The following is a 22,401-nucleotide window of genomic DNA, read 5'->3' as shown; positions in this document are numbered from 1 at the left end:
AGCTTACAAAAGTAAGTGACTGGGTTGAACGAAGGCGGCCAACAAAGAGGCAATTTGAAGGATGATGTGTATACGCACACGTTTGCGTCACTATATATTAAAAGGGCCGGATTGCTCCAGCCCTTTTGATTACTTGTTAAATGCGGCCTGGAATACGGCTACCAGAGCGTCATTTTGCGACTGCGTCAGGGTGTGGCCTTTCGGGTCGATGAACTGCAGGCTACTGCGGTTATCGAGGTCGCCGACCTGAAGTTTGTAGTCACCGGAGACCAGCTGCGGGTCGCGTGCGCCCAGCTCCTGCCAGCTGCTGTCAGACAGCGGCTTGTAGGTCAGCGCCATGCTGCCCTGAGAGCGCGTGCTGTCGGTCACTTTCATCCCCACTTTCTCGAGGGCGCCCGGCAGACGCTGCCACACCATGTTAAACGGCGCGCGAACGACGAGCATTGGCAGGCCAGTATCGTCGGCAGCGCTCTGCACGTCGAAGGTGGCGCCCGCGCTGCGCTGAGCGGCGTTCTGGGCGCTGGTGGCGTTCATGTCCAGGCCTTCCGAAATGACGTTCAGCATGGCGGTGCTGTAGCGCTGCAGTGACGCCGGATCGGCAACCGGTTTACCCGCCTGCTCCAGATTCACCAGCTTGACCACAATCGCTTGCTGATAGCCCTGCGGTTTGACGGAGATTTGATAACGACCGCGATACTGCTGATCTTCATCAAGACGGTTCCACTCAACCCAGTCGGTGTTCAGCGTCTGGCTCGCATCATCGCGCTTGGCGATAACGTAGTTCTTCGACTGAAGAATGCTGGTAACCTGCGCCCACAGCGAACCGCTGCGGCCGTTTTCGACCATCAGCGTCGCGGTATCGCCGTTGAACTGGGTGCGGGCGCCGCTAACCAATGCCAGCGGCTGCGCCGGCGGGCGAATGTCCAGCGCCTTGCCGACCGCGCCGGTGCTGTTGGCCACCGGAATATTGTAATCACCCACCTGAATCGGCAGGATCATCCCCGCCGGCGCGTGAAGTTCGCTCAACGGTGACGCCTGTAAATAGGCCTCATCACCGCTCACCTGACGCTTATAGCGCGAGTCGGAACTACAGGCCGCGAGGAGTAGAACCAGCGAAACACCCGCAACCTTCGCCAGGCGCGACTTCTGTACTGAGTAAGCCATCAAATCTCCCTAAACTTTACAGCAAACCGGCATGCTTCAGCGCGGCGGTAACGGCTTCACGACCCTGGTCGGTGATAGGCGTCATCGGCAAGCGCAGCGTATCGGTCGCCACAAGACCCAACGCCTTGCATCCCCATTTCACCGGGATAGGATTGGGTTCGACAAATAATTTTGTATGCAATGGCATCAGACGCTGGTTAATCGCCCGGGCTTCGGCAAATTGACCCGCCAGCGCCAGACGGCACATGTCGGCCATTTCGCGCGCCGCCACGTTGGCGGTAACGGAAATCACGCCCACGCCGCCGAGCTGCATAAAGTCCATACCGGTCGCATCGTCACCGCTCAGCAGAATAAAGTCGTCTGAAACCAGCTCTTTGATCTGGTGAACACGACTTAAGTTCCCTGTTGCTTCCTTAATACCGACAATATTTTTAATTTGCGCCAGACGGCCAACGGTTTCCGGCAGCATATCGCAACCGGTACGGGACGGCACATTATACAGAATTTGCGGCAGGTCAGTATGTTCGGCGATAGCTTTAAAGTGCTGGAACAGGCCTTCCTGGGTCGGACGGTTATAATAAGGAGTGACCGTCAGGCAGCCGACTACGCCGCTGTCGTTAAAACGTTTGGTCAGGCTAATCGCCTCTGCGGTTGCATTGGCTCCCGTTCCCGCGATAACCGGGATACGCCCGTCAGCCAGTTCCAGCGTCATCATCACCACGTCGCCATGCTCTTCATGGCTCAGCGTTGCGGATTCACCGGTAGTCCCTACCGAAACGATCGCCGAGGTTCCGTTGGCGACATGGTAATCAATCAGTTTTTTCAGGCTTGTCCGGCAGACATTACCGTTTTCATCCATCGGCGTGACAAGCGCTACAATACTTCCCGTGAACATGGGCCATCCTCAGAGCAGAAGTGCGACAAGATTCTCAATGTTACGTTTGGAGCTGCAATAAAAGCAAGAGACCCGACGCCATCAGGGATGTTGTATGGCGGTTTTTTTTATGCTTTCCTAATGTTACCTCACCTTTTTAAAGGAAGAACAGGTTTGACAGCCTCATTACAACACTATCTGGTTATTACCGCCCTGGGGGCTGACCGTCCCGGCATCGTGAATACGATCACTCGCCACGTCAGCAGCTGCGGTTGTAATATCGAAGACAGCCGGCTGGCCATGCTCGGTGATGAGTTTACGTTTATCATGCTGCTTTCCGGTTCGTGGAATGCGATTAACCTGATCGAATCAACCCTGCCGCTGAAAGGCGCGGAGCTGGAGCTGTTGATCGTGATGAAACGCACCACCGCGCGCCCGCCGCAGGCCATGCCAAACACCGTCTGGGTCCAGGTTGAGGTGCCGGACTCACCGCATATCATCGAGCGCTTCACTGCCCTGTGCGATACATGGAATATGAATATCGCGGAACTGGTGTCCCGCACGCAGCCGGGAGACGGCGATTCCGCGCAGCTTTTTATCCAGATAACGGCTCACAGCCCTGCGACGCAAAATGCAGCAAATATCGAACAAGCGTTCAAAGCCCTATGTACAGAACTCAACGCACAAGGCAGTATTAACATCGTTAATTATTCACAGCATGATGAACAGGATGGAGTTTAACCCATGACCCCACTGAAAGCCGGTGATCTTGCACCGAAATTTAGCTTACCGGACCAGGACGGCGAGGAAGTAAATTTAACCGACTTCCAGGGACAGCGTGTCCTGGTTTATTTTTACCCGAAAGCCATGACCCCGGGCTGCACCGTCCAGGCGTGCGGCTTGCGCGATAATATGGACGACCTGAAAAAAGCCGGTGTGGAAGTGCTGGGCATCAGCACCGATAAACCGGAAAAGCTCTCCCGTTTCGCCGAAAAAGAGCTGCTGAACTTTACGCTGCTGTCTGATGAAAACCATCAGGTTTGCGAGCAGTTTGGCGTCTGGGGCGAAAAATCCTTTATGGGGAAAACCTACGACGGGATCCACCGTATCAGCTTCCTCGTCGATGCCGATGGCAAAATCGAACACGTCTTTGATGACTTCAAAACCAGCAATCACCACGACGTGGTGTTGAACTGGCTGAAAGAAAACGCCTGATGCAAAGCAAGACGCCGGGGGAGAAAACCTCGCCCGGCGTCTTTTTTTATCCTCAATGCCTTAGTCGTCGTCGACGACCAGACCATCCGGCCAGGCATGCACCACCGCTTTAATTAACGTGGCCAGCGGAATGGCGAAGAAGACTCCCCAGAATCCCCACAAACCGCCAAAGATCACCACCGACAGGATAATCACCAGCGGGTGCAGATTCACTGCTTCCGAGAACAGCACCGGTACCAGCAGGTTACCATCCAGTCCCTGAATAATCAGATAGACCGCGAACAGACTCCAGAACTCGGTGCCTGCGCCAAACTGAAACAGCGCCACCCCTACCACCGGAATGGTCACCACAAACGCGCCGATATAGGGGATCAGCACCGAGAAGCCCACCAGCACCGCCAACAGCAGCGAGTAGTTGAGGCCGAAAAGGATAAAGCCAATCCAGGTGGCGACGCTGACGACAATCATCTCCAGCACCTTACCGCGAATGTAGTTGGTGATTTGCTGGTTCATCTCCTTCCACACCTGCCCGGCCAGACCGCGGTTTCGCGGCAGCACGCGGCGTACCGCGTTGAGCATCTGCTCTTTATCCTTCAGCAGGAAGAAGACCATCAGCGGCACCAGCACCAGATAGACCGCCAGCGTGAGCAGCCCCACCAGCGAGGCGAGAGAATACTTGACCACCGAGTCGCCCACCGTCAGCATCCGGGTGCGCATATTTTCCGCCATCGCATCGATGATGCCGGCATCCATCAACGCCGGATAGCGCCGCGGCAGCGTGGCGGCGAAATCAGAGAGCTTGTTAAGCATGCCCGGCATATCGCGGATAAGGTAGATCCCCTGCTGCCAGGCCACCGGCAGCACCACAAAGGCCAGCAAGAGCAGAATACCCACAAAGAGGATTAGCACCAGCGAGGTCGCCCAGGTGCGCGACAGGCCGATGCGCTCCAGGCGAACGGTCGGCCACTCCAGCAGATAGGCCAGCACGATAGCCACCAGTAACGGGGCCAGCAGGCCGCTGAAAAAGAACATGATGCCGAAACCGGCAAGCAAAATAACCAGCAGCGCTATCGCCTCAGGGTCGCTGAATCGACGGCGGTACCACTGCATTAACATCTCGAGCATAAAACCTTCCCTGAAGCGCAACGCGGCGACAAACGGGGGAATTGTATCGAAATGTCACAAAAAAGACTTCGCTTTTTGATGCGCAGCAGACAAACCCGTCTCCGCCGTGAAGAACCTATTTTCAATGCGTCTAACGCCAGCTAAACTCGCTGGGATGCGGCCAGGGAACATTGCGTCGCACAATCGGTCAAACTGGCACACCCACATTACAGGACAGAGGTTATGTTCAGGCAGTTGAAGAAAACGCTGGTGGCGACCGTGATCGCGTCGCTGACGCTGGGTTCGTTAGGCCCTGCTTTTGCTGACTCCGCAGATACCCTGCCGGACATGGGGACCTCCGCAGGAAGCACGTTGTCGATTGGTCAGGAAATGCAGATGGGGGATTACTACGTCCGCCAGCTGCGCGGCAGCGCGCCGCTGATCAACGACCCTCTGCTGGTGCAATATATCAACGGGCTGGGCATGCGTCTGGTCTCGCATGCGAATTCGGTACGCACCCCATTCCACTTCTATTTGATTAATAACGACCAAATTAACGCCTTCGCCTTCTTCGGCGGCAATGTGGTCCTCCACTCCGCCCTGTTCCGCTACTCCGATAACGAGAGCGAACTGGCCTCTGTCATGGCGCACGAAATTTCCCACGTTACGCAGCGGCATCTCGCCCGCGCAATGGAAGATCAGAAACGCAATGCGCCGCTGACCTGGGTCGGCGCGCTGGGTTCAATTCTGCTGGCGATGGCCAGCCCGCAGGCCGGGATGGCGGCGCTGACCGGGACGCTGGCCGGCACCCAACAGGGCATGATCAGCTTCACCCGTCAGAACGAAGAAGAGGCCGACCGGATCGGTATTCAGGTTCTGCAACGCTCAGGATTCGACCCGCAGGCCATGCCGATGTTTATGGGTAAACTGCTTGATGAATCGCGCTACTCAACGCGGCCGCCGGAAATGCTGCTCACCCACCCCCTGCCGGAAAGCCGGCTTGCCGATGCTCGTAACCGCGCCAACCAGATGCGCCCGGTTGTCGTGCAGTCCTCAGCGGACTTCTATCTGGCGAAGGCGCGTACCCTCGGAATGTACACCAACGGCGACAATAAGCTAGGCACCGATCTGCTCAACGCCTGGGATAAAGGCAATATCCGCCAGCAGCATGCCGCGCAGTATGGCCGCGCCCTGCTGGCGATGGAAAGCAACAACTTTGACCAGGCGCGCAAAACGCTGCAGCCGCTGCTCAGCGCCGATCCGCAAAATCCCTGGTATCTCGATCTGGCCACCGATATCGACCTCGGACAGAAGAAAACCGGCGACGCCATCAACCGCCTTAAAAACGCTCGTGAACTGCGCACCAATCCGGTGCTGCAGTTGAACCTGGCCAACGCCCTCCTGCAGGGCGGACAGCCCGGGGAAGCGGCGACCATCCTGAATCGTTATACCTTTACCTATAAAGAGGATGGCAACGGCTGGGACCTGCTGGCGCAGGCGGAAGGCGCCCTGGGCAATCGCGACCAGGAGCTGGCGGCGCGGGCAGAAAGCATGGCGCTGGTCGGCCAGCTGGAACAGGCGATTTCCCTGCTCAGCAGCGCCAGCTCGCAAGTGAAACTCGGTAGTCTGCAGCAGGCCCGCTACGATGCCCGCATCGACCAGCTACGTGAGCTACAGGCCCGCTTCCGCCCCTACCAAAAAATGTAAGGAGACCCCATGACCGACGCGGTAAAAATTTACCATAACCCACGCTGCTCGAAGAGCCGCGAAACGCTGAGCCTGTTGAAGAGCCACGGCATCGATCCTGAGGTGGTGCTTTATCTTGAGACGCCACCGGATGCCGGGACGCTGCGTCAACTGCTGCAGCTGCTGGGTATGGAGAGCCCCCGCGAGCTCATGCGCCAGAAAGAGGATCTGTATAAATCGCTCAATCTTGCCAACCCGGCGCTCAGCGACGCCGCGCTGATACAGGCGATGGTCGACAACCCTAAGCTCATCGAACGCCCAATTGTCGTCAGCCGCGGCCAGGCGCGTATTGGCCGACCACCGGAGCAGGTCCTTGAGATCGTGAGCTAAGCCACCCGCGCCGCGCTACGCGGCGCTTTTTTTACGTAGCTGATTCCAGATCTTCCACGCCAATCCCTCCCGCCCGTCTTGCAGTGCTACTGTTCATCTAACGCTCAATCCACTGGACGGATGAACATGAAAAAACCAACCTCAACGCCTCACGATGCCGTATTTAAGACCTATCTCTCCCACCCTGATACCGCCCGCGATTTTCTGCGGCTGTACCTGCCCGAGACGCTGCTTAAAGTGTGCGATCTGCGTACGCTGCATCTCGAGTCCGGGCATTTTGTCGAAGACGATCTGCGTCCCTTTTACGCCGACATTCTGTATTCCCTGAAAACCACGGCGGGAGACGGCTATATTTATGCGCTTATCGAACACCAGAGCACGCCCGACCGGCATATGGCCTTTCGTCTGATGCGCTACGCCATCGCCGCCATGCAGCGCCACCTTGATGCCGGCCACGATCGGCTGCCGCTGGTGATCCCTGTTCTCTTCTACCACGGTCTGGTAAGCCCCTACCCGTTCTCACTGCGCTGGCTCGATGAATTCGTCGCTCCGGAGCTGGCCGGCCACCTTTATCATGGGGCGTTTCCGCTGGCGGACATTACCGTCATTCCGGATGACGACATTGCCACCCACCAGCGCATGGCGACGCTGGAGTTACTGCAAAAACATATTCGACAACGCGATCTGGCGCAGCTCCTCGACAAACTGAGCGAATTATTATTGACTGGTCTGGCGACGGAATCGCAGGTACAAGCCCTGATGCACTATCTGGTGCAGGCAGGCAATGCGCGAGAGCCGATCAAGTTCATTCGCGAGCTGGCGTTACGTACGCCGCAGCACAAGGAGACGTTGATGACAATTGCGGAATATCTGGAACAGCAGGGTCTGGAGCGGGGCCTGGCGCAGGGACTGGCGCAGGGCCGTCAGGAAGGCCGGAAAGAAGAGGCGCAGCGTATCGCCGCCGCTATGCTACACAGTGGCCTGGCGCGCGACCTGGTCGCCCGGTTGACCGGGCTGACGGAGGAGGAACTGACTCCGCAGGCGGACTAGAGTTTAAGGATCTCTTTCACGAAGGGGATCGTCAGCTTGCGCTGAGCGGTAATCGAGGCATGATCCAGCTGATCGAGGGTCATAAATAGCGAGCGCATCTCGCGATCCAGCCGCTTCAGCAGGAAGCGGCACACGTCCTCCGGCATCTCGAAGCCGCGCAGTCTGGCGCGCAGCTGCAGGGCCTGCAGTTTGTCTTCATCCGACAGCGGCTGCAGCTTATAGATCTGCCCCCAGTCAAGCCGCGAGGCAAGATCCGGCAGACCAAGATTCAGTTGCCGCGGCGGCCGGTCGCCGGTGATCAGCAGCCGGGTTTTACCTGATTCCAGGATCCGGTTGTAGAGATTAAAGATGGCCATTTCCCAGGGCTCATCCCCGGCGACGCACTCGATGTTATCGATGCAGACCAGGGCCAGCTGTTCCATCCCCTCCAGCACCTCCGGCACAAACCAGGTGCGTTTATCCAGCGGCACGTAGCCTACGGCATCCCCGCGCTGGGAAAGCTCGGCGCAGGCGGCGTGTAACAGGTGGCTGCGACCCGCCCCTTCACGTGACCAGATATAAATATACCCGCTGTGTTCCTGGCGCAGTACGTTCTGGAGGGCAGCAAGTAGAGAAGGATTATCACCCGGCCAGAAACTCGCGAAGGTTTCGTCGTCAGGAAGATACAGTGGCAAAGAGAGCTGTGCCGGTGCGTTCAGATGGACCTCAACATAGGCTTACAGAAAAACGCGAAGAGTTTATCACAGATTTAGGTCAGGAGAGAACCGGGCGGGATCGCCGCCCGGTCAGGCGATCGTTATTTAACCTCTTCGCTATCCACGGCGTCGAGAACCACCTCTTCCGGACGCAGGACGCTGATAAGCTTGAAAATCAGGCTGAGCGCGATACCGACGATGGTGGCCAGCGCCATCCCTTTCAGCTCAGCGGCGCCAATGTGCACTTTGGCACCGCTGACGCCGATGATCAGGATCACGGAGGTGAGGATCAGATTCTGCGCTTTGCTGTAATCCACCTTCGATTCAATCAGTACGCGGATCCCCGAGGCGCCGATCACCCCGTACAGCAGCAGCGACACGCCGCCCATCACCGGCACCGGGATGATCTGGATCGCCGCCGCCAGTTTGCCGACGCAGGAGAGCAGAATCGCAATGATCGCCGCGCCGCCGATAACCCAGGTGCTGTAGACGCGGGTAATCGCCATCACGCCGATATTTTCCCCGTAGGTGGTGTTAGGCGTCGAGCCGAAAAAGCCGGAAATGATCGTCGACAGGCCATTGGCAAACATCGAACGATGCAGGCCCGGGTCGCGGATCAGATCGCGTTTGACGATATTGGCCGTCACCACCAGGTGACCGACGTGCTCGGCAATCACCACCAGCGCAGCGGGCAGAATGGTGAAGATGGCGAACCATTCAAAACGCGGCGTGTAGAAGGTTGGCAGCGCGAACCAGTGCGCTTCGGCGATCGGGGTGGTATCAACCACTCCCATCACAAACGACAGCGCATAGCCCACCAGAACGCCAATCAGGATCGGGATAATCGCCAGGAAGCCGCGGAACAGGACCGAACCAAACACCGTCACCGCCAGGGTTACCATCGAGATAATAATGGTTTTGCTGTCCGGTGACTGGCCGTCGGCTGGCAGCAGCCCGGCCATATTGGCCGCCACGCCTGCCAGCTCCAGACCGATAACCGCCACGATGGCCCCCATCGCCGCCGGGGGGAACATCACATCCAGCCAGCCGGTACCGGCTTTTTTGACAATAAAGGAGACGAGGCAGAACAGCACGCCGCACATAATGAAACCGCCCAGCGCCACTTCATAGCCCAGCGGCAGCAGGAGCAGCACCGGAGAGATAAAGGCGAAACTCGATCCCAGATACGCCGGGATTTTGCCTTTACAGATAAAGAGGTACAGCAGCGTACCAATACCGTTGAATAGCAGCACGGTGGCCGGGTTGATGTGGAACAGGATTGGCACCAGCACCGTTGCGCCGAACATGGCAAACAGGTGCTGCAAACTAAGCGGGATAGTCTGTAAAAGCGGCGGTCTTTCACTCACCCCGATAGCACGGCGCGTCATAGTGTTTTCCTCTGAGATGGTTAGTTATGTGTGTTTTATTCAAAAAAAAGCCGACTCTCAAAGTCGGCTTATTTATCGTTATTCGATTATTTCGTACCAAAGATCTTGTCGCCGGCATCGCCGAGACCGGGAATGATGTACCCGTGTTCGTTCAGTCCCTTATCGACAGAGGCGGTATACAGCTCAACGTCCGGGTGCGCTTTCTCCAGCGCGGCAATCCCTTCCGGCGCCGCCACCAGCACCAGCACCTTGATGCTGGTGCAGCCGGCGTTTTTCAGCAGATCGATAGTGGCGATCATCGACCCACCGGTGGCCAGCATCGGGTCAACCACCAGCGCCATACGCTCATCGATGTTGGACACCAGCTTCTGGAAGTAAGGTACCGGCTCAAGGGTTTCTTCATTGCGATAAATACCCACCACGCTGATACGCGCGCTTGGCACGTGCTCAAGCACCCCTTCCATCATGCCGAGGCCTGCGCGCAGGATAGGCACGACGGTAATTTTCTTGCCCTTGATCTGCTCAACTTCCACCGGGCCGTTCCAGCCTTCGATGGTCACTTTCTCGGTTGCCAGATCGGCGGTGGCTTCATAAGTCAGTAAGCTGCCCACTTCTGAGGCGAGTTCACGGAAGCGTTTGGTGCTGATGTCGTGCTCGCGCATCAGGCCCAGCTTGTGTTTGACGAGTGGGTGTTTGACTTCCACAATCTTCATTCTCTTTCTCCTCTGAGGGGCAGCCACAAAAAAAATCGCGGGATTATACCGCTTTTTTCGGATTAGGCCATACCCATCTTGCTTGACGTATATCAAGCAAAGTGATTTAGAGACAAAAAAACCGGAGACGAGGCTCCGGTTTTAGCGCGGGGTTCTGCCGGGCGGCGCTAACGCTTACCCGGACTGGAAACCACGCAGGCTCGATAAGCGCAGCGCCATCGGGAAATTATAGCTGCTCCCCGTTGCTGGCAATCACCTTCTTATACCAGTCGAACGACTTCTTCTTACTGCGGTCCAGCGTGCCGTTGCCTTCATTATCTTTATCCACGTAGATAAAGCCGTAGCGTTTTTTCATCTCCCCCGTGCCGGCGGAAACCAGATCGATACAGCCCCACGGGGTATAGCCCATCAGGTCAACACCATCTTCGACCACCGCCTTTTTCATCTCCGCGATATGGGCGGAGAGATAATCGATACGGTACTGGTCATCCACGCTGCCGTCCGCTTCACGAACATCGATCGCGCCAAAACCGTTTTCGACAATAAACAGCGGTAGCTGATAGTGATCCCAGAACCAGTTCAGCGAATAGCGCAGGCCAACCGGATCTATCTGCCAGCCCCAGTCCGACTTTTTCACGTACGGGTTGGAGACCAGGCTGGTGGTTTCATCATAATCGAGCAATGGGTTATCTTCGGTGGCTTTGGTGGCGAAGGACATATAGTAGCTAAAGCCGATGTAGTCGACACAGCCTTCGGTTAACGCCTGACGATCGGCTTCGGTCATGTCCAGGCTAAAGCCGCGGCGGGCAAAATAGTTGAGCAGATGCTGCGGATAGCGGCCGCGCACGTGGACGTCGGTGAACCAGTACCGGCGGTGCATGGCGTTCATCGCCATCATCATATCGTCCGGCGCGCAGGTCAGCGGATAGATGGGACACATGGCGATCATGCAGCCTATCTGCAGAGCAGGGTTGATCTCGCGCGCCGCTTTCACCGCCAGGGCGCTGGCCACCAGCTCATAATGTGCGGCCTGGTACATCACCGGTTCCCGATCTTCACCCGGCACATACTTCAGACCGGAGTTGGTGAAGGGGGCAAAGTCCTCATGGTAGTTGGCCTGGTTGTTGATCTCATTGAAGGTCATCCAGTACTTCACTTTATGCTGGTAGCGGGTGAAGACGACCCTGGCGAAGCGCACGAAAAAGTCGATCAGCTTGCGGTTACGCCAGCCGCCGTACTCGGTGACCAGGTGATAGGGCATTTCAAAATGCGACAGCGTAATGACCGGTTCAATACCGTGTTTCAGACATTCGTCGAACAGATCGTCATAAAACTGCAGGCCAGCCTCGTTCGGCTCCTGTTCATCGCCCTGCGGGAAAATACGCGTCCAGGCAATCGAGGTGCGGAAACATTTAAATCCCATTTCGGCAAACAGCGCCAGGTCCTGCGGGTAGCGATGATAAAAATCGATCGCCTCATGGTTCGGGTAGTTTTTCCCCGCTACCACGCCGTCGGTGATTTCCCGCGGCACCCCGTGGGCGCCGGCGGTCATGACATCCGCCACGCTGACCCCCTTGCCCCCCTCCTGCCAGCCGCCCTCTAACTGATGCGCCGCCACCGCGCCGCCCCACAGAAAACCTTCTTTAAATCCGGACATAATCTCTCCCTAAGGTCGATCGTCGCCAGGCGAACGATAGTGCTGATTGAAATGGTAAACCGCGCCAATCAGGCCGGCATCATTGCCGTGACTGACGGTATCGAGATAGTCGGCAATGCCGAACCAGGCCAGATGCTGGCGCAGCAGCGTCAGAAATCCAGGGCGTTCCACAATGCCGCCGCCGATAAAAATAGTCTGCGGATCGAAGATATTGACGAGGTTATAAAGGCCATGGCCCAGGCCATTGAAGAACTCGGCGACCAGACGCTGGCAAACCGGGTCGCCGGCGTCGTAGCGGTCAAAAATCATTTCGCCAGTGACGCTATCCAGCGGTGCGCCAATATGTTCCGCATAGCGATGGCGAAGCACCCGCAGGGTGCAGTTTTCATTCATCGAGTAGCGACGGGGATCGCGTCCGCCGGGACGATCGGTAAGCATATAGCCGAACTCACCGGCGCGAAAACGCGCCCCGTGGATCAGCTGATGTTGGCAAAAAATCGCTCCACCGATGCCAGTGCCGATAGTGAGCACCAGAAAATTGGCCATTTCCGCCGCTTTGCCCTGCCAGCGCTCGGCCAGCAGCACACAGTTGGCGTCGTTTTCCACCGAGACCGGCAGCCCGGTTCGCGTCTCGAGCCACGATTTCATGGCGAAGTTATCAAATCGACGGATAGCGCCGCCCATGGTGATAAAGCCGCTGTGCGGATCGACATAGCCCGGCGCGCTGATGGCTATACCTTCGCACGACGGGTGGGCCGCCAGCCACGACAGGATGGTCTGTAAGATATGATCGCCATCGCTGTCATTGATTGACTGCTTCGCGGTTTCCAACAGCCTGCCGTCGCGGGTCATGACGCCCATCTTTAGCGCGGTGCCGCCGATATCAAATGCCGCAATCTTCATTCATCCCTCCCCTGTCGAGCATAATGCACCGGTGATCCACACGGCGGCCAACCACAGAAACCGGTTTCATTCGTATGATGAGGATTCCCTGACACTGAGGCAAGCACAAGGCTGTACCCGGTTTCATTTTCGTGAGCAGTATCAAATTTGACCATCCGCCAACGGTTTTACGCCGACTGTAAAGCAGGCTCGCAAACGTTTGCTTTCCCTGTTAGAATTGCGCCGATTTTTCTTGCTTACCGCAAACGCGTGGAGACTTCGCAGTGACCGACAAAACCTCTCTCAGCTATAAAGATGCCGGCGTGGATATTGATGCAGGCAACGCTCTCGTCGACCGTATTAAGGGCGTGGTGAAGAAAACCCGTCGCCCGGAAGTGATGGGTGGACTGGGCGGATTCGGCGCGCTGTGCGCACTGCCGCAGAAATACCGCGAGCCGGTACTGGTCTCCGGCACCGACGGCGTCGGTACCAAGCTGCGTCTGGCAATGGATCTGAAGCGTCACGACACCATCGGCATCGACCTTGTCGCCATGTGCGTGAACGACCTGGTGGTTCAGGGCGCTGAGCCGCTGTTTTTCCTTGATTATTACGCCACCGGTAAACTGGACGTCGATACCGCAGCCAGCGTCATCAACGGCATCGCCGAAGGCTGCCTGCAGTCCGGTTGCGCGCTGGTGGGCGGTGAGACCGCAGAGATGCCGGGGATGTACCACGGCGAAGATTACGACGTGGCGGGTTTTTGCGTCGGGGTGGTGGAAAAATCAGAAATCATCGACGGCAGCAAAGTCGCTGACGGCGACGTGCTGGTGGCGCTGGCCTCCAGCGGCCCGCACTCTAACGGCTATTCGCTGGTGCGTAAGATTATTGAAGTTAGCGGCGTTGACCCGCAGACCACCGACCTTGACGGCAAACCGCTGGCCGACCATCTGCTGGCGCCGACCCGCATCTATGTGAAATCGGTTCTCGACCTGATTGCCAGCGTTGACGTCCACGCCATCGCCCATCTGACCGGCGGCGGCTTCTGGGAAAATATTCCGCGCGTGCTGCCGGACAACACCCAGGCGGTGATTGATGAGTCTTCCTGGCAGTGGCCGTCCGTCTTCAACTGGCTGCAAACCGCCGGTAACGTCAGCCAGCATGAGATGTACCGTACCTTTAACTGCGGCGTGGGGATGGTTATCGCCCTGCCGGCTGCAGAAGCAGACAAGGCCATTGCCCTGCTGAACGAGAAAGGTGAAAACGCGTGGAAAATCGGGTATATCAAAGCCTCCGATTCCGAACAGCGTGTGGTCATTGCATGAAAAACATTGTGGTGCTGATTTCCGGTAGCGGCAGTAATTTGCAGGCGATCATCGACGCCTGCGGCCGGAAACAGATCAACGGCACCCTGCGTGCGGTATTCAGTAACAAGGCCGATGCGTTCGGCCTTGAGCGCGCGCGCGCGGCCGGGATCCCGGCCCACGCGCTGGCGCAAAGTCAGTTTGCCGACCGGGAAGCGTTCGATCGTCAGCTGATGCATGAAATTGACGCCTACGCCCCGGATCTGGTGGTGCTGGCGGGCTATATGCGTATCCTGAGCCCCGCCTTCGTCAGCCACTATCAGGGACGTCTGCTGAACATCCACCCTTCGTTACTGCCGAAGTATCCTGGCCTGCATACCCATCGCCAGGTGCTGGAAAACGGTGACGAGGAGCATGGGACCTCGGTGCACTTCGTCACCGACGAGCTGGACGGCGGTCCGGTTATCCTGCAGGCCAAAGTGCCGGTCTTTGCTGGCGACAGCGAGGAAGAGGTCACGGCGCGGGTTCAGACCCAGGAACATGCCATTTATCCGCTGGTGATAAGCTGGTTCGTCGAGGGACGTCTGCGCATGGAGGGCAACCACGCCTGGCTGGATGAACGACAGCTTCCCCCCCAGGGCTATGCCGCTGAAGAATGAACAACAGCCCCGCCTTTCGCCATCGCGGGGCTTTTTTTAATTAAAATTGTTTATTAATCAAACATCTCACAGAAATAATTCTTCTTACTGTCATATAGTTGTGACACAGTAAATCGCTATGCAGAAAAATTCGTCATAATAGTCTACGTCCTGTGAGTAAAACGGAGTGTGAGCGGTAATGGGCCAGGAAAAGCTATACATCGAAAAAGAACTCAGCTGGTTGTCTTTTAACGAGCGCGTGCTGCAGGAAGCGGCGGACAAGAGTAACCCACTGATTGAGCGCATGCGCTTCTTAGGGATCTACTCCAACAACCTTGATGAGTTTTACAAAGTGCGCTTCGCTGAGCTTAAGCGCCGGATTATTATCAGTGAAGAACAAGGCAGTACCGCCCATTCTCGCCACCTGTTAGGCAAAATCCAGGCCCGCGTTCTGAAGGCCGATCAGGAATTCGATAGTCTGTATAACGAACTGCTGCTGGAGATGGCGCGCAACCAGATCTTCCTGATCAATGAGCGTCAGCTGTCCGTCAATCAGCAGGCCTGGCTGCGCAACTACTTTAAACAGTATTTGCGCCAGCATATCTCGCCGATCCTGATTAACCGCGAAACGGACCTCGTGCAGTTTCTGAAAGATGATTACACCTATCTGGCGGTGGAGATTATCCGCGGGGAAAACATCAACTATGCCCTGCTGGAAATTCCGTCGGATAAGGTCCCGCGCTTCGTAAACCTGCCGCCGGAAGCGCCTCGTCGCCGTAAGCCAATGATCCTGCTGGATAACATTCTGCGCTATTGCCTGGACGACATCTTTAAAGGCTTCTTTGATTACGATGCGCTGAACGCCTACTCGATGAAAATGACCCGTGACGCCGAGTACGATCTGGTGCATGAGATGGAGTCGAGCCTGATGGAGCTGATGTCCTCCAGCCTGAAACAGCGCCTGACCGCCGAGCCGGTTCGCTTCGTCTACCAGCGCGATATGCCGGACGCGATGGTCGAAATGCTGCGCGATAAGCTCTCCATCTCCAACTATGACTCAATGCTGCCGGGCGGCCGCTATCACAACTTTAAAGACTTTATCGGCTTCCCGAACGTGGGTAAGGCCAATCTGGTCAATAAACCTATGCCGCGCCTGCGTCATCTGTGGTTTGATAAATTCCGCAACGGCTTCGACGCCATTCGCGAACGCGATGTGCTGCTCTACTACCCCTATCATACTTTTGAGCATGTGCTGGAGCTGCTTCGCCAGGCCTCGTTCGACCCCAGCGTACTGGCGATCAAAATCAACATCTACCGCGTGGCCAAGGATTCGCGCATCATCGACGCGATGATCCACGCCGCCCACAACGGTAAAAAAGTCACCGTGGTGGTGGAGCTGCAGGCGCGTTTTGACGAAGAGGCCAACATTCACTGGGCGAAACGCCTGACGGAAGCGGGCGTTCACGTTATCTTCTCCGCGCCGGGCCTGAAGATCCACGCCAAGCTGTTCCTTATCTCGCGTAAAGAAGGCGATGAGGTGGTGCGCTACGCCCACATCGGCACCGGTAACTTCAACGAGAAGACCGCGCGGATCTATACCGACTATTCGCTGTTAACCGCCGATGCGCGCATTACCAATGAAGTCCGCCGGGTGTTTAACTTTATTGAAAACCCCTACCGCCCGGTTAGCTTCGATTACCTGCTGGTGTCGCCGCAGAACTCGCGTCGTCTGCTGTATGAGATGATCGACCGCGAGATCGCTAATGCGCAGAACGGGCAACCGTCCGGTATTACCCTGAAGCTGAACAACCTGGTGGACAAAGGGCTGGTGGACAGACTGTATGCCGCCTCCAGCTCCGGCGTGCCGGTCAACCTGTTGATCCGCGGCATGTGCTCGCTGATCCCCGGTCTGGAAGGCATCAGCGAAAATATTCGCGTCATCAGCATTGTGGACCGTTTCCTCGAGCACGACCGGGTCTACTGTTTTGAAAACGGTGGCGATAAGCAGGTCTGGCTCTCCTCTGCCGACTGGATGACGCGTAATATCGATTATCGTATCGAAGTTGCCGCCCCGCTGCTCGACCCGCGCCTGAAACAGCGGGTGCTGGATATTTTTGATATCCTGTTCAACGATACGGTAAAAGCGCGCTATCTTGATAAAGAACTGAGTAATCGCTATGTGCCGCGCGGCAATCGCCGTAAAGTGCGCGCTCAGATGGCGATTTACGATTATCTCAAATCACTCGAACAACCCGACTAACCTATGCCAATAAACGAAAAAACCCCTCGACCGCAGGAGTTCGCTGCGGTTGACCTTGGTTCGAACAGTTTTCATATGGTGATCGCCCGTGTCGTCGACGGCGCCATGCAGATCATCGGACGCCTGAAACAGCGCGTACATCTGGCCGATGGCCTCGATGAAAACTCGGTGTTGAGCGAAGAAGCCATGACCCGCGGGCTGAACTGCCTGTCGCTGTTTGCCGAACGCCTGCAGGGATTTTCTCCCTCCAGCGTCTGCATCGTCGGGACGCATACGCTGCGTCAGGCGACCAATGCGGCGGAGTTTCTTAAACGCGCGGAAAAAGTGATCCCCTACCCGATCGAGATCATCTCCGGTAACGAAGAAGCGCGCCTGATATTTATGGGCGTGGAGCACACGCAGCCGGAGCGCGGCCGTAAGCTGGTGATTGATATCGGCGGCGGTTCGACCGAGCTGGTCATCGGTGAAGATTTTGAGCCCCGCCTGGTGGAAAGCCGCCGCATGGGGTGCGTGAGTTTCTCCCAAGCCTACTTCCCGGGCGGGACGATCAATAAAGAAAATTTTCAGCGCGCTCGCCTGGCGGCGGTACAAAAGCTGGAAACCCTGGCCTGGCAGTTCCGTATTCAGGGCTGGACCGTGGCGCTGGGCGCCTCCGGCACCATTAAAGCCGCCCAGGAAGTGCTGGTGGCGATGGGCGAGAAGGACGGGTTTATTACGCCGGAACGCCTCGAAATGCTGGTCAGTGAGCTGCTGAAGCATAAAAACTTCGACGCGCTCAGCCTGCCCGGCCTCTCGGAAGACCGTAAAGCGGTCTTTGCCCCGGGGCTGGCGATCCTGTGCGGCGTGTTTGACGCGTTAGCCATTAAAGAGCTTCGTCTGTCTGATGGCGCGCTGCGTGAAGGCGTGCTGTACGAAATGGAAGGCCGTTTCCGCCACCAGGATATTCGTAGCCGCACGGCGCAGAGTCTGGCGAATCAGTACAACATCGATCGCGAACAGGCGCGCCGGGTGCTGGAAACCACCACCCTTATGCTGGAGCAGTGGCAGGAGCAGAATCCGAAGCTGGCCAATCCACACCTCGCGGCGCTGTTGAAGTGGGCGGTGATGCTCCATGAGGTGGGCCTGAATATTAACCACAGCGGCATGCACCGCCACTCGGCCTACATTCTGCAGAACAGCGACCTGCCGGGCTTCAACCAGGAGCAGCAGATGCTGATGGCCACGCTGGTGCGCTATCATCGCAAAGCGATAAAACTCGACGACCTGCCGCGCTTTACGCTGTTCAGGAAAAAGCAGTTTCTGCCGCTGATCCAGCTGCTGCGCCTCGGCGTGCTGCTGAATAACCAGCGTCAGGCCACCACAACGCCGCCGACGCTACGGCTGCAGACGGAAGCTCACCACTGGACGCTGACCTTCCCGCACAACTGGTTTAGCCAGAATGCGCTGGTGCTGCTGGATCTGGAAAAAGAGCAGCAGTACTGGGAAGGTGTGCCGGAGTGGCTGCTGAAGATTGCGGAAGAAGAGCCAGACGCCTGATCGCCTCTGTGGATAGCATTCGAGCCGGGCCATCGCGCCCGGCTTTTTACCGCTTCAGGCGCTCATCCCCTCCGCCAGCTGCGCCAGAGGTACCGGGACGCCAATATCATAGCCCTGCATATAATCTATCCCCAGCGCGATAACCGCCTGGCGTATCTCCGGCGACTCGACATATTCGGCCACCACCTGCATGTTCTTCATCCGCGCCAGACGACAGATAGAGTCCACCACCTGGTAATCAAGACTGCTGGCGAGCAGATTGCGAATAAAGCTGCCGTCGATTTTAAGAATATCGACGTTCATCGTTTTTAACCGCGCATAGCTGGCGTAGCCGGTACCAAAATCATCGATCGCCACCCGGCAGCCCAGCGCCCGCAGACGCTCTAATGTCTGGCAAACCAGCTCGGGGTTGCTGAGCGCATAGTTTTCGGTCAGCTCGAAGATAATCTGCCATGGCTCAATGTTATAGGCCTGCAGCAGGTTTTCCACCTCCTCGGGAAACTGACTGCGGCTCAGCGAGACCGGAGAGAGGTTGATCGCCAGCCGCAGACCGGGCAGCGCCCGCCGGTTGGCATCCATAAAGGCCAGGGTGTGCTCAATGACCCACTGATCCACGCGCGTGGACAACCCAAACTCGTGCGCCACCGGCAGGAACTCGTTTGGCCCTGTCAGCTCCCCCGACTCCCCTTTCATCCTCAACAACACTTCATGGTAGTTGTCGCCGCGAATACCCTGGATAGGCTGCGCCATCAGGACAAAATGGTCTTGCTCCAGCGCCTTGAGGATGCGGTTCATCATCGCCACTTTGTCTTTCAGATCCTGCTGGACATGCCCGGCGCCGCGGCGCTGCAAATTCTCCGGATGGCCGCTGGCCAGCGACATGTCGGCAATCGTGTTCAGCTCGCCAAGCAGCAAATACAGATGCTTCACCGGCGAGCGGACGTTGCAATAGCTCATGCCGATCCGCGGCTGCAGGGGGACCCCGTCCCAGTGAAAACGGAACTGTCGCAGGGAGCGCTCAATTAAGTGAATGCGCGCCTGGTGCCCTTCGCTGTTGAGACGAAACACTAAATCGTGACCGGCAAGATGATATACCGCTTCGTTCGGCTGCAGCAGCGCACGCAGGTGATTCGCCAGCATTTGCTTATACTGAATGCGCAACAGCACCCCGTAGTGGCGGCCCAGCAGCTCAAGCTCAGGAATACGCAAAAAACAGAGCGTCGACCAGCTCGCGCCGTTCAGCGCCCGGCTCAGCGCCCGCAGATTCGGCATATGTACCACCGGGTCGAGGAAGGCCATCTGTCGGACGCGGGCGTAGATCAGCCGCTGCTGTGTCGCCAGCATCGCCGTATAGGCGACAATAAACGAGAACACCAGATAGCTTGACGAGGTGATCGCCAGCTGAGTGTTATAACTTGGATAAATGGGTAAATAACGGTAATGAAAATGGATCACGGCGATCAGTACCGGCGTCCAGATCAGCGAGATAAAGCGATAGCCAAAACGCATCGCCCCCCACAGCATCACCGGCATCAGTAAGGATAATGTATAATTTGTACTAAATATAGTGCTGCTATCATTAAGCGGCATCAATAATAGCCCCAGCAGCAGGATTAATATCGCCACCCAGCTGATGATTTCAATTTTTTTTATTTTTGGATCAATTTGTAAGCGAACCTGAGAAATAAATCCGCGCAAATAAAAAGGGTTACGAATTACCCGCAGCAGTAAATAACATAAGGGCACGCCGGTCAGGCACCCTACCATCAGCGCCTGAAAGGTGATTAACGACCGTAAACTAAACGGCGAGATGCCGGTCATCTCCGTTGTGCGCGGATGCAGCCCCAGAAACTCGGCGATCTGCGACAGAATCAGAAAAATGACCGAAGGGAGCAGCATTTGCCAGAACAAACGATGCGGCATCAGTCTGACGTTACCATGCGATACCTGCTGCCGTTGGGGAACAAAGATGCGGTATCCGCCCCAGCAGAGTACGCAGGGGATCAGAAAATGGAACAGTACGCCAAAGGCCTGTTCCGGCGTCATGCCCCGGGCCAGCGTAAGCAGCAGGCCAACGATAATACCGGGGATCGCCGCCCAGCCGAAAAACATCATCAGGCTGAGCACCAGCGCCAGGGGAAGATAATAAAGATAAACCATGTGACCATTCAGCACGGTATATGTATTCATCCCTCTGGCAAGGGGTAATAACAGCACAGGCAGGAGAAGCGGTAAGGCCCACCATTTGTCGCGATATTGTTGATAGTATTTTAATAAATTCATAGGTGCTCTACAGAGAGCCTCTGCTCCTGCGAGGCATATTCAGGCAGGCATCCAACCACCCCATGCTGACCGCATAAGTAATAACGATACGGTAACGTCCGCTGATTTTAGTGGCCAAGAGAATGAGGCTGTTGATATAAATCAACAAATGCTGACACCAACATTAATAAAACTTATTTTTTCACCATTCCTTGGCTAATAAAGTGAGCATGTAAATACGCCGATTATCTTATATAACATTAATTAATGTTTTCACTGCCGCACTTTTACATCTGCATCAATTGACCCCACCTCGTTCCTGTGCCTTAATACCCCCATCGCCCATCTTCGGGTATACTTCAAGGAACCTTTTGTGAGTCAGGCACCCAGTATGCGTAAACGACATCGATTTAACCGTCGCATGACCCGTATCGTACTGCTTATCAGCTTTCTCTTCTTCTTTGGACGCTTTGTCTACTCCTCCATTGGCGCCTGGTACCATCACCAGGATAAAAAAGCGTCGCAGGAGTCAACGCTCACCGTCGAGCCTTCCGCCCGCGAGTAACCCGTTGAGCCCGATGCCGGGTGCGCCCCCAACCGCTGTCAGAGACGCCCGTTTTCGAGACTCTATCCCTGACGAGGCATGTGTTGCCGCTGGCGATTTATAAGCGCACGGCCTGTAGCAGACGCAGCATTTCCGCCATTCCTTTGGTAATCACTTTATCCTGACGCATGACAACCGCCAGCTGACGGTACAGCGACGGGGCCAGAGAATGTACCGTTAAGCCACAGCGATCCTCCGCCTGCTCCACCGCCATGCGGGGCACAATACTGTAGCCCAGCCCGGCCCGCACCATGCGTTTGATCGCCTCGATGCTTCCCAGCTGCATCACCGGCGTGACCGCCAGGCCCGCCGAACGGAACCAGCGGTCAATCAGATCCCGCGTGCCGCTGCCCGCCTCGAAGGCAATGAGCGGCAGCGCCTGCAGCGCTTCAGGGGTGCACACCGCCGGGATCCCCGCCTCGTGGCTGGGATGAATGACCACGAACTCCTCGTCAACCACTGCGGTCACTGCCAGACTGCGCCCCTGCACGGGCAGGGTAACCAGTCCAAGATCGAGCCGGTTTTCCTCCACCGCCCGGACGATATCCAGCGTGTTGCCGGTGGTCACCCCCACCGTCAACAGCGGGTGCTGCTGACGAAGATGCTGCAGCAGCGGCGGAAGAAGATGAATGCATGCCGTCGCGCCGGTCCCCAGCGTCAACGAGCCATTAACTTCCTGGCTAAATGCGCTGACCGACTGCACCGCGCTATTCACCGCCCGATCGATCTGCTCGCTGTGGGCCAGCAGCGCCATACCCGCCGCCGTCGCCTTGATCCCACGCCCGGTGCGCTCCAGCAGCCGAGTCTGTAAAAATTGCTCCAGCTGACGCACCTGCAGGCTAACGGCAGGCTGGGAGATCCCCAGCGCGTCGGCGGCGGCGGAGAAGCTGCCGCGCTGTACGACCAGCCGGAAGGTCGCCAGGTTTCCCAGGTTCAGTGTTGTCATGCAAAGTTTCTCTTATACCGCGCATAAGGTGGCCGC

General features: G+C 56.8%; 20 protein-coding genes and 1 pseudogene. 10 read left to right on the top strand and 11 right to left on the bottom strand.

Annotation, left to right across the window (positions count from 1 at the left end):
- Nucleotides 1-129 precede the first annotated feature (129 nt).
- Nucleotides 130-1,164 (bottom strand): outer membrane protein assembly factor BamC, encoded by a 1,035-nt coding sequence (gene bamC / locus LGM20_RS06790; RefSeq protein ID WP_044524328.1) that lies wholly within the window; start codon nucleotides 1,162-1,164, stop codon nucleotides 130-132.
- Between the two features lie 16 nt (nucleotides 1,165-1,180).
- A complete protein-coding gene (gene dapA, locus LGM20_RS06785) occupies nucleotides 1,181-2,059 on the bottom strand; it encodes a 4-hydroxy-tetrahydrodipicolinate synthase (protein WP_023290616.1) in 879 nt (292 codons plus the stop codon).
- A gap of 153 nt (nucleotides 2,060-2,212) precedes the next feature.
- Here dapA and LGM20_RS06780 point away from each other — a divergent pair, with 153 nt between their 5' ends.
- Both LGM20_RS06780 and bcp read left to right on the top strand, forming a co-directional pair.
- The gene (locus LGM20_RS06780) at nucleotides 2,213-2,779 is read left to right on the top strand and encodes a glycine cleavage system transcriptional repressor (protein WP_002913804.1); all 567 of its coding nucleotides are present in this window, start codon (nucleotides 2,213-2,215) and stop codon (nucleotides 2,777-2,779) included.
- A 3-nt stretch (nucleotides 2,780-2,782) separates the two neighbouring features.
- Complete coding sequence (gene bcp, locus LGM20_RS06775; protein WP_004201935.1) at nucleotides 2,783-3,253, top strand: thioredoxin-dependent thiol peroxidase; 471 nt, start codon at nucleotides 2,783-2,785, stop codon at nucleotides 3,251-3,253.
- A 60-nt stretch (nucleotides 3,254-3,313) separates the two neighbouring features.
- On the opposite strand, the gene LGM20_RS06770 is transcribed toward bcp, so the two are convergent.
- Complete coding sequence (locus LGM20_RS06770; RefSeq protein WP_004201933.1) at nucleotides 3,314-4,378, bottom strand: AI-2E family transporter; 1,065 nt, start codon at nucleotides 4,376-4,378, stop codon at nucleotides 3,314-3,316.
- A gap of 54 nt (nucleotides 4,379-4,432) precedes the next feature.
- Nucleotides 4,433-4,549, bottom strand: coding sequence for a hypothetical protein (locus tag LGM20_RS06765; protein WP_032429201.1), 117 nt, complete (start codon nucleotides 4,547-4,549; stop codon nucleotides 4,433-4,435).
- Nucleotides 4,550-4,600: 51 nt separating this feature from the next.
- On the opposite strand from LGM20_RS06765, the gene bepA reads away from it, so the two are divergent.
- The 3 genes from bepA (at nucleotide 4,601) to LGM20_RS06750 (ending at nucleotide 7,483) form a co-directional block, all read left to right on the top strand.
- Nucleotides 4,601-6,064 (top strand): beta-barrel assembly-enhancing protease, encoded by a 1,464-nt coding sequence (gene bepA, locus LGM20_RS06760; protein ID WP_004201932.1) that lies wholly within the window; start codon nucleotides 4,601-4,603, stop codon nucleotides 6,062-6,064.
- Nucleotides 6,065-6,073: 9 nt separating this feature from the next.
- Nucleotides 6,074-6,433, top strand: a complete 360-nt coding sequence (arsC, locus tag LGM20_RS06755) for an arsenate reductase (glutaredoxin) (RefSeq protein ID WP_023290619.1) — start codon at nucleotides 6,074-6,076, stop codon at nucleotides 6,431-6,433.
- 126 nt (nucleotides 6,434-6,559) lie between these two features.
- Entirely contained in the window at nucleotides 6,560-7,483 is a 924-nt protein-coding gene (locus tag LGM20_RS06750; RefSeq protein WP_023290620.1) for an Rpn family recombination-promoting nuclease/putative transposase, read from the top strand.
- On the opposite strand, the gene LGM20_RS06745 is transcribed toward LGM20_RS06750, so the two are convergent.
- The 5 genes from LGM20_RS06745 to bglK all read right to left on the bottom strand — a co-directional run bounded on the left by LGM20_RS06745 (nucleotide 7,480) and on the right by bglK (nucleotide 12,839).
- Nucleotides 7,480-8,181: a DnaA inactivator Hda gene (locus tag LGM20_RS06745; RefSeq protein ID WP_020947395.1), complete on the bottom strand. Its 702-nt coding sequence runs from the start codon at nucleotides 8,179-8,181 to the stop codon at nucleotides 7,480-7,482. The genes LGM20_RS06750 and LGM20_RS06745 overlap by 4 nt on opposite strands.
- A gap of 98 nt (nucleotides 8,182-8,279) precedes the next feature.
- Nucleotides 8,280-9,566 (bottom strand): uracil permease, encoded by a 1,287-nt coding sequence (gene uraA, locus LGM20_RS06740; RefSeq protein WP_023290621.1) that lies wholly within the window; start codon nucleotides 9,564-9,566, stop codon nucleotides 8,280-8,282.
- A gap of 86 nt (nucleotides 9,567-9,652) precedes the next feature.
- The gene (upp, locus tag LGM20_RS06735) at nucleotides 9,653-10,279 is read right to left on the bottom strand and encodes a uracil phosphoribosyltransferase (RefSeq protein WP_004201927.1); all 627 of its coding nucleotides are present in this window, start codon (nucleotides 10,277-10,279) and stop codon (nucleotides 9,653-9,655) included.
- A 226-nt stretch (nucleotides 10,280-10,505) separates the two neighbouring features.
- Nucleotides 10,506-11,936: a 6-phospho-beta-glucosidase gene (locus LGM20_RS06730; RefSeq protein ID WP_023290622.1), complete on the bottom strand. Its 1,431-nt coding sequence runs from the start codon at nucleotides 11,934-11,936 to the stop codon at nucleotides 10,506-10,508.
- Nucleotides 11,937-11,945: 9 nt separating this feature from the next.
- Nucleotides 11,946-12,839: a beta-glucoside kinase BglK gene (gene bglK / locus LGM20_RS06725; protein ID WP_023290623.1), complete on the bottom strand. Its 894-nt coding sequence runs from the start codon at nucleotides 12,837-12,839 to the stop codon at nucleotides 11,946-11,948.
- Nucleotides 12,840-13,102: 263 nt separating this feature from the next.
- Between bglK and purM the strand changes: the two genes are divergently transcribed.
- The 4 genes from purM (at nucleotide 13,103) to ppx (ending at nucleotide 18,553) form a co-directional block, all read left to right on the top strand.
- Nucleotides 13,103-14,140, top strand: a complete 1,038-nt coding sequence (gene purM / locus LGM20_RS06720; protein WP_004201922.1) for a phosphoribosylformylglycinamidine cyclo-ligase — start codon at nucleotides 13,103-13,105, stop codon at nucleotides 14,138-14,140.
- The gene (gene purN, locus LGM20_RS06715; protein WP_023290625.1) at nucleotides 14,137-14,778 is read left to right on the top strand and encodes a phosphoribosylglycinamide formyltransferase; all 642 of its coding nucleotides are present in this window, start codon (nucleotides 14,137-14,139) and stop codon (nucleotides 14,776-14,778) included. The genes purM and purN overlap by 4 nt, the downstream gene beginning before the upstream one ends.
- Before the next feature lie 178 nt (nucleotides 14,779-14,956).
- Complete coding sequence (gene ppk1, locus LGM20_RS06710; protein ID WP_002913838.1) at nucleotides 14,957-17,017, top strand: polyphosphate kinase 1; 2,061 nt, start codon at nucleotides 14,957-14,959, stop codon at nucleotides 17,015-17,017.
- Between the two features lie 3 nt (nucleotides 17,018-17,020).
- On the top strand, nucleotides 17,021-18,553 hold the full coding sequence (gene ppx / locus LGM20_RS06705; protein WP_004201914.1) for an exopolyphosphatase: 1,533 nt from the start codon (nucleotides 17,021-17,023) through the stop codon (nucleotides 18,551-18,553).
- Between the two features lie 54 nt (nucleotides 18,554-18,607).
- Here the strand turns inward: ppx and LGM20_RS06700 are convergent, their stop codons facing one another.
- Nucleotides 18,608-20,836, bottom strand: coding sequence for a sensor domain-containing phosphodiesterase (locus LGM20_RS06700; RefSeq protein WP_044524330.1), 2,229 nt, complete (start codon nucleotides 20,834-20,836; stop codon nucleotides 18,608-18,610).
- 370 nt (nucleotides 20,837-21,206) lie between these two features.
- On the opposite strand from LGM20_RS06700, the gene LGM20_RS06695 reads away from it, so the two are divergent.
- The gene (locus LGM20_RS06695) at nucleotides 21,207-21,380 is read left to right on the top strand and encodes a YfgG family protein (RefSeq protein ID WP_017900441.1); all 174 of its coding nucleotides are present in this window, start codon (nucleotides 21,207-21,209) and stop codon (nucleotides 21,378-21,380) included.
- A gap of 97 nt (nucleotides 21,381-21,477) precedes the next feature.
- On the opposite strand, the pseudogene LGM20_RS06690 reads toward LGM20_RS06695, so the two are convergent.
- Nucleotides 21,478-22,390, bottom strand: a pseudogene (locus tag LGM20_RS06690) (LysR family transcriptional regulator).
- Between the last annotated feature and the right edge of the window lie 11 nt (nucleotides 22,391-22,401).

Source organism: Klebsiella quasipneumoniae subsp. quasipneumoniae, from assembly GCF_020525925.1.
GTDB lineage: Bacteria > Pseudomonadota > Gammaproteobacteria > Enterobacterales > Enterobacteriaceae > Klebsiella > Klebsiella quasipneumoniae.
The sequence above is the reverse complement of the archived record's forward strand: the minus strand, read 5'-3'. Positions and strand labels throughout refer to the sequence as shown.

Bases quoted from the DNA above. Each gene is read 5' to 3' on its own strand.
- LGM20_RS06765 (WP_032429201.1), bottom strand. From the start codon at position 4,549: ATGTTCCCTGGCCGCATCCCAGCGAGTTTAGCTGGCGTTAGACGCATT.
- bglK (WP_023290623.1), bottom strand. From the start codon at position 12,839: ATGAAGATTGCGGCATTTGATATCGGCGGCACCGCGCTAAAGATGGGC.
- ppk1 (WP_002913838.1), top strand. From the start codon at position 14,957: ATGGGCCAGGAAAAGCTATACATCGAAAAAGAACTCAGCTGGTTGTCT.
- LGM20_RS06730 (WP_023290622.1), bottom strand. From the start codon at position 11,936: ATGTCCGGATTTAAAGAAGGTTTTCTGTGGGGCGGCGCGGTGGCGGCG.
- ppx (WP_004201914.1), top strand. From the start codon at position 17,021: ATGCCAATAAACGAAAAAACCCCTCGACCGCAGGAGTTCGCTGCGGTT.
- LGM20_RS06750 (WP_023290620.1), top strand. From the start codon at position 6,560: ATGAAAAAACCAACCTCAACGCCTCACGATGCCGTATTTAAGACCTAT.
- dapA (WP_023290616.1), bottom strand. From the start codon at position 2,059: ATGTTCACGGGAAGTATTGTAGCGCTTGTCACGCCGATGGATGAAAAC.
- upp (WP_004201927.1), bottom strand. From the start codon at position 10,279: ATGAAGATTGTGGAAGTCAAACACCCACTCGTCAAACACAAGCTGGGC.
- uraA (WP_023290621.1), bottom strand. From the start codon at position 9,566: ATGACGCGCCGTGCTATCGGGGTGAGTGAAAGACCGCCGCTTTTACAG.
- bepA (WP_004201932.1), top strand. From the start codon at position 4,601: ATGTTCAGGCAGTTGAAGAAAACGCTGGTGGCGACCGTGATCGCGTCG.
- LGM20_RS06700 (WP_044524330.1), bottom strand. From the start codon at position 20,836: ATGAATTTATTAAAATACTATCAACAATATCGCGACAAATGGTGGGCC.
- LGM20_RS06770 (WP_004201933.1), bottom strand. From the start codon at position 4,378: ATGCTCGAGATGTTAATGCAGTGGTACCGCCGTCGATTCAGCGACCCT.
- arsC (WP_023290619.1), top strand. From the start codon at position 6,074: ATGACCGACGCGGTAAAAATTTACCATAACCCACGCTGCTCGAAGAGC.
- LGM20_RS06695 (WP_017900441.1), top strand. From the start codon at position 21,207: ATGCGTAAACGACATCGATTTAACCGTCGCATGACCCGTATCGTACTG.
- bcp (WP_004201935.1), top strand. From the start codon at position 2,783: ATGACCCCACTGAAAGCCGGTGATCTTGCACCGAAATTTAGCTTACCG.
- bamC (WP_044524328.1), bottom strand. From the start codon at position 1,164: ATGGCTTACTCAGTACAGAAGTCGCGCCTGGCGAAGGTTGCGGGTGTT.
- purN (WP_023290625.1), top strand. From the start codon at position 14,137: ATGAAAAACATTGTGGTGCTGATTTCCGGTAGCGGCAGTAATTTGCAG.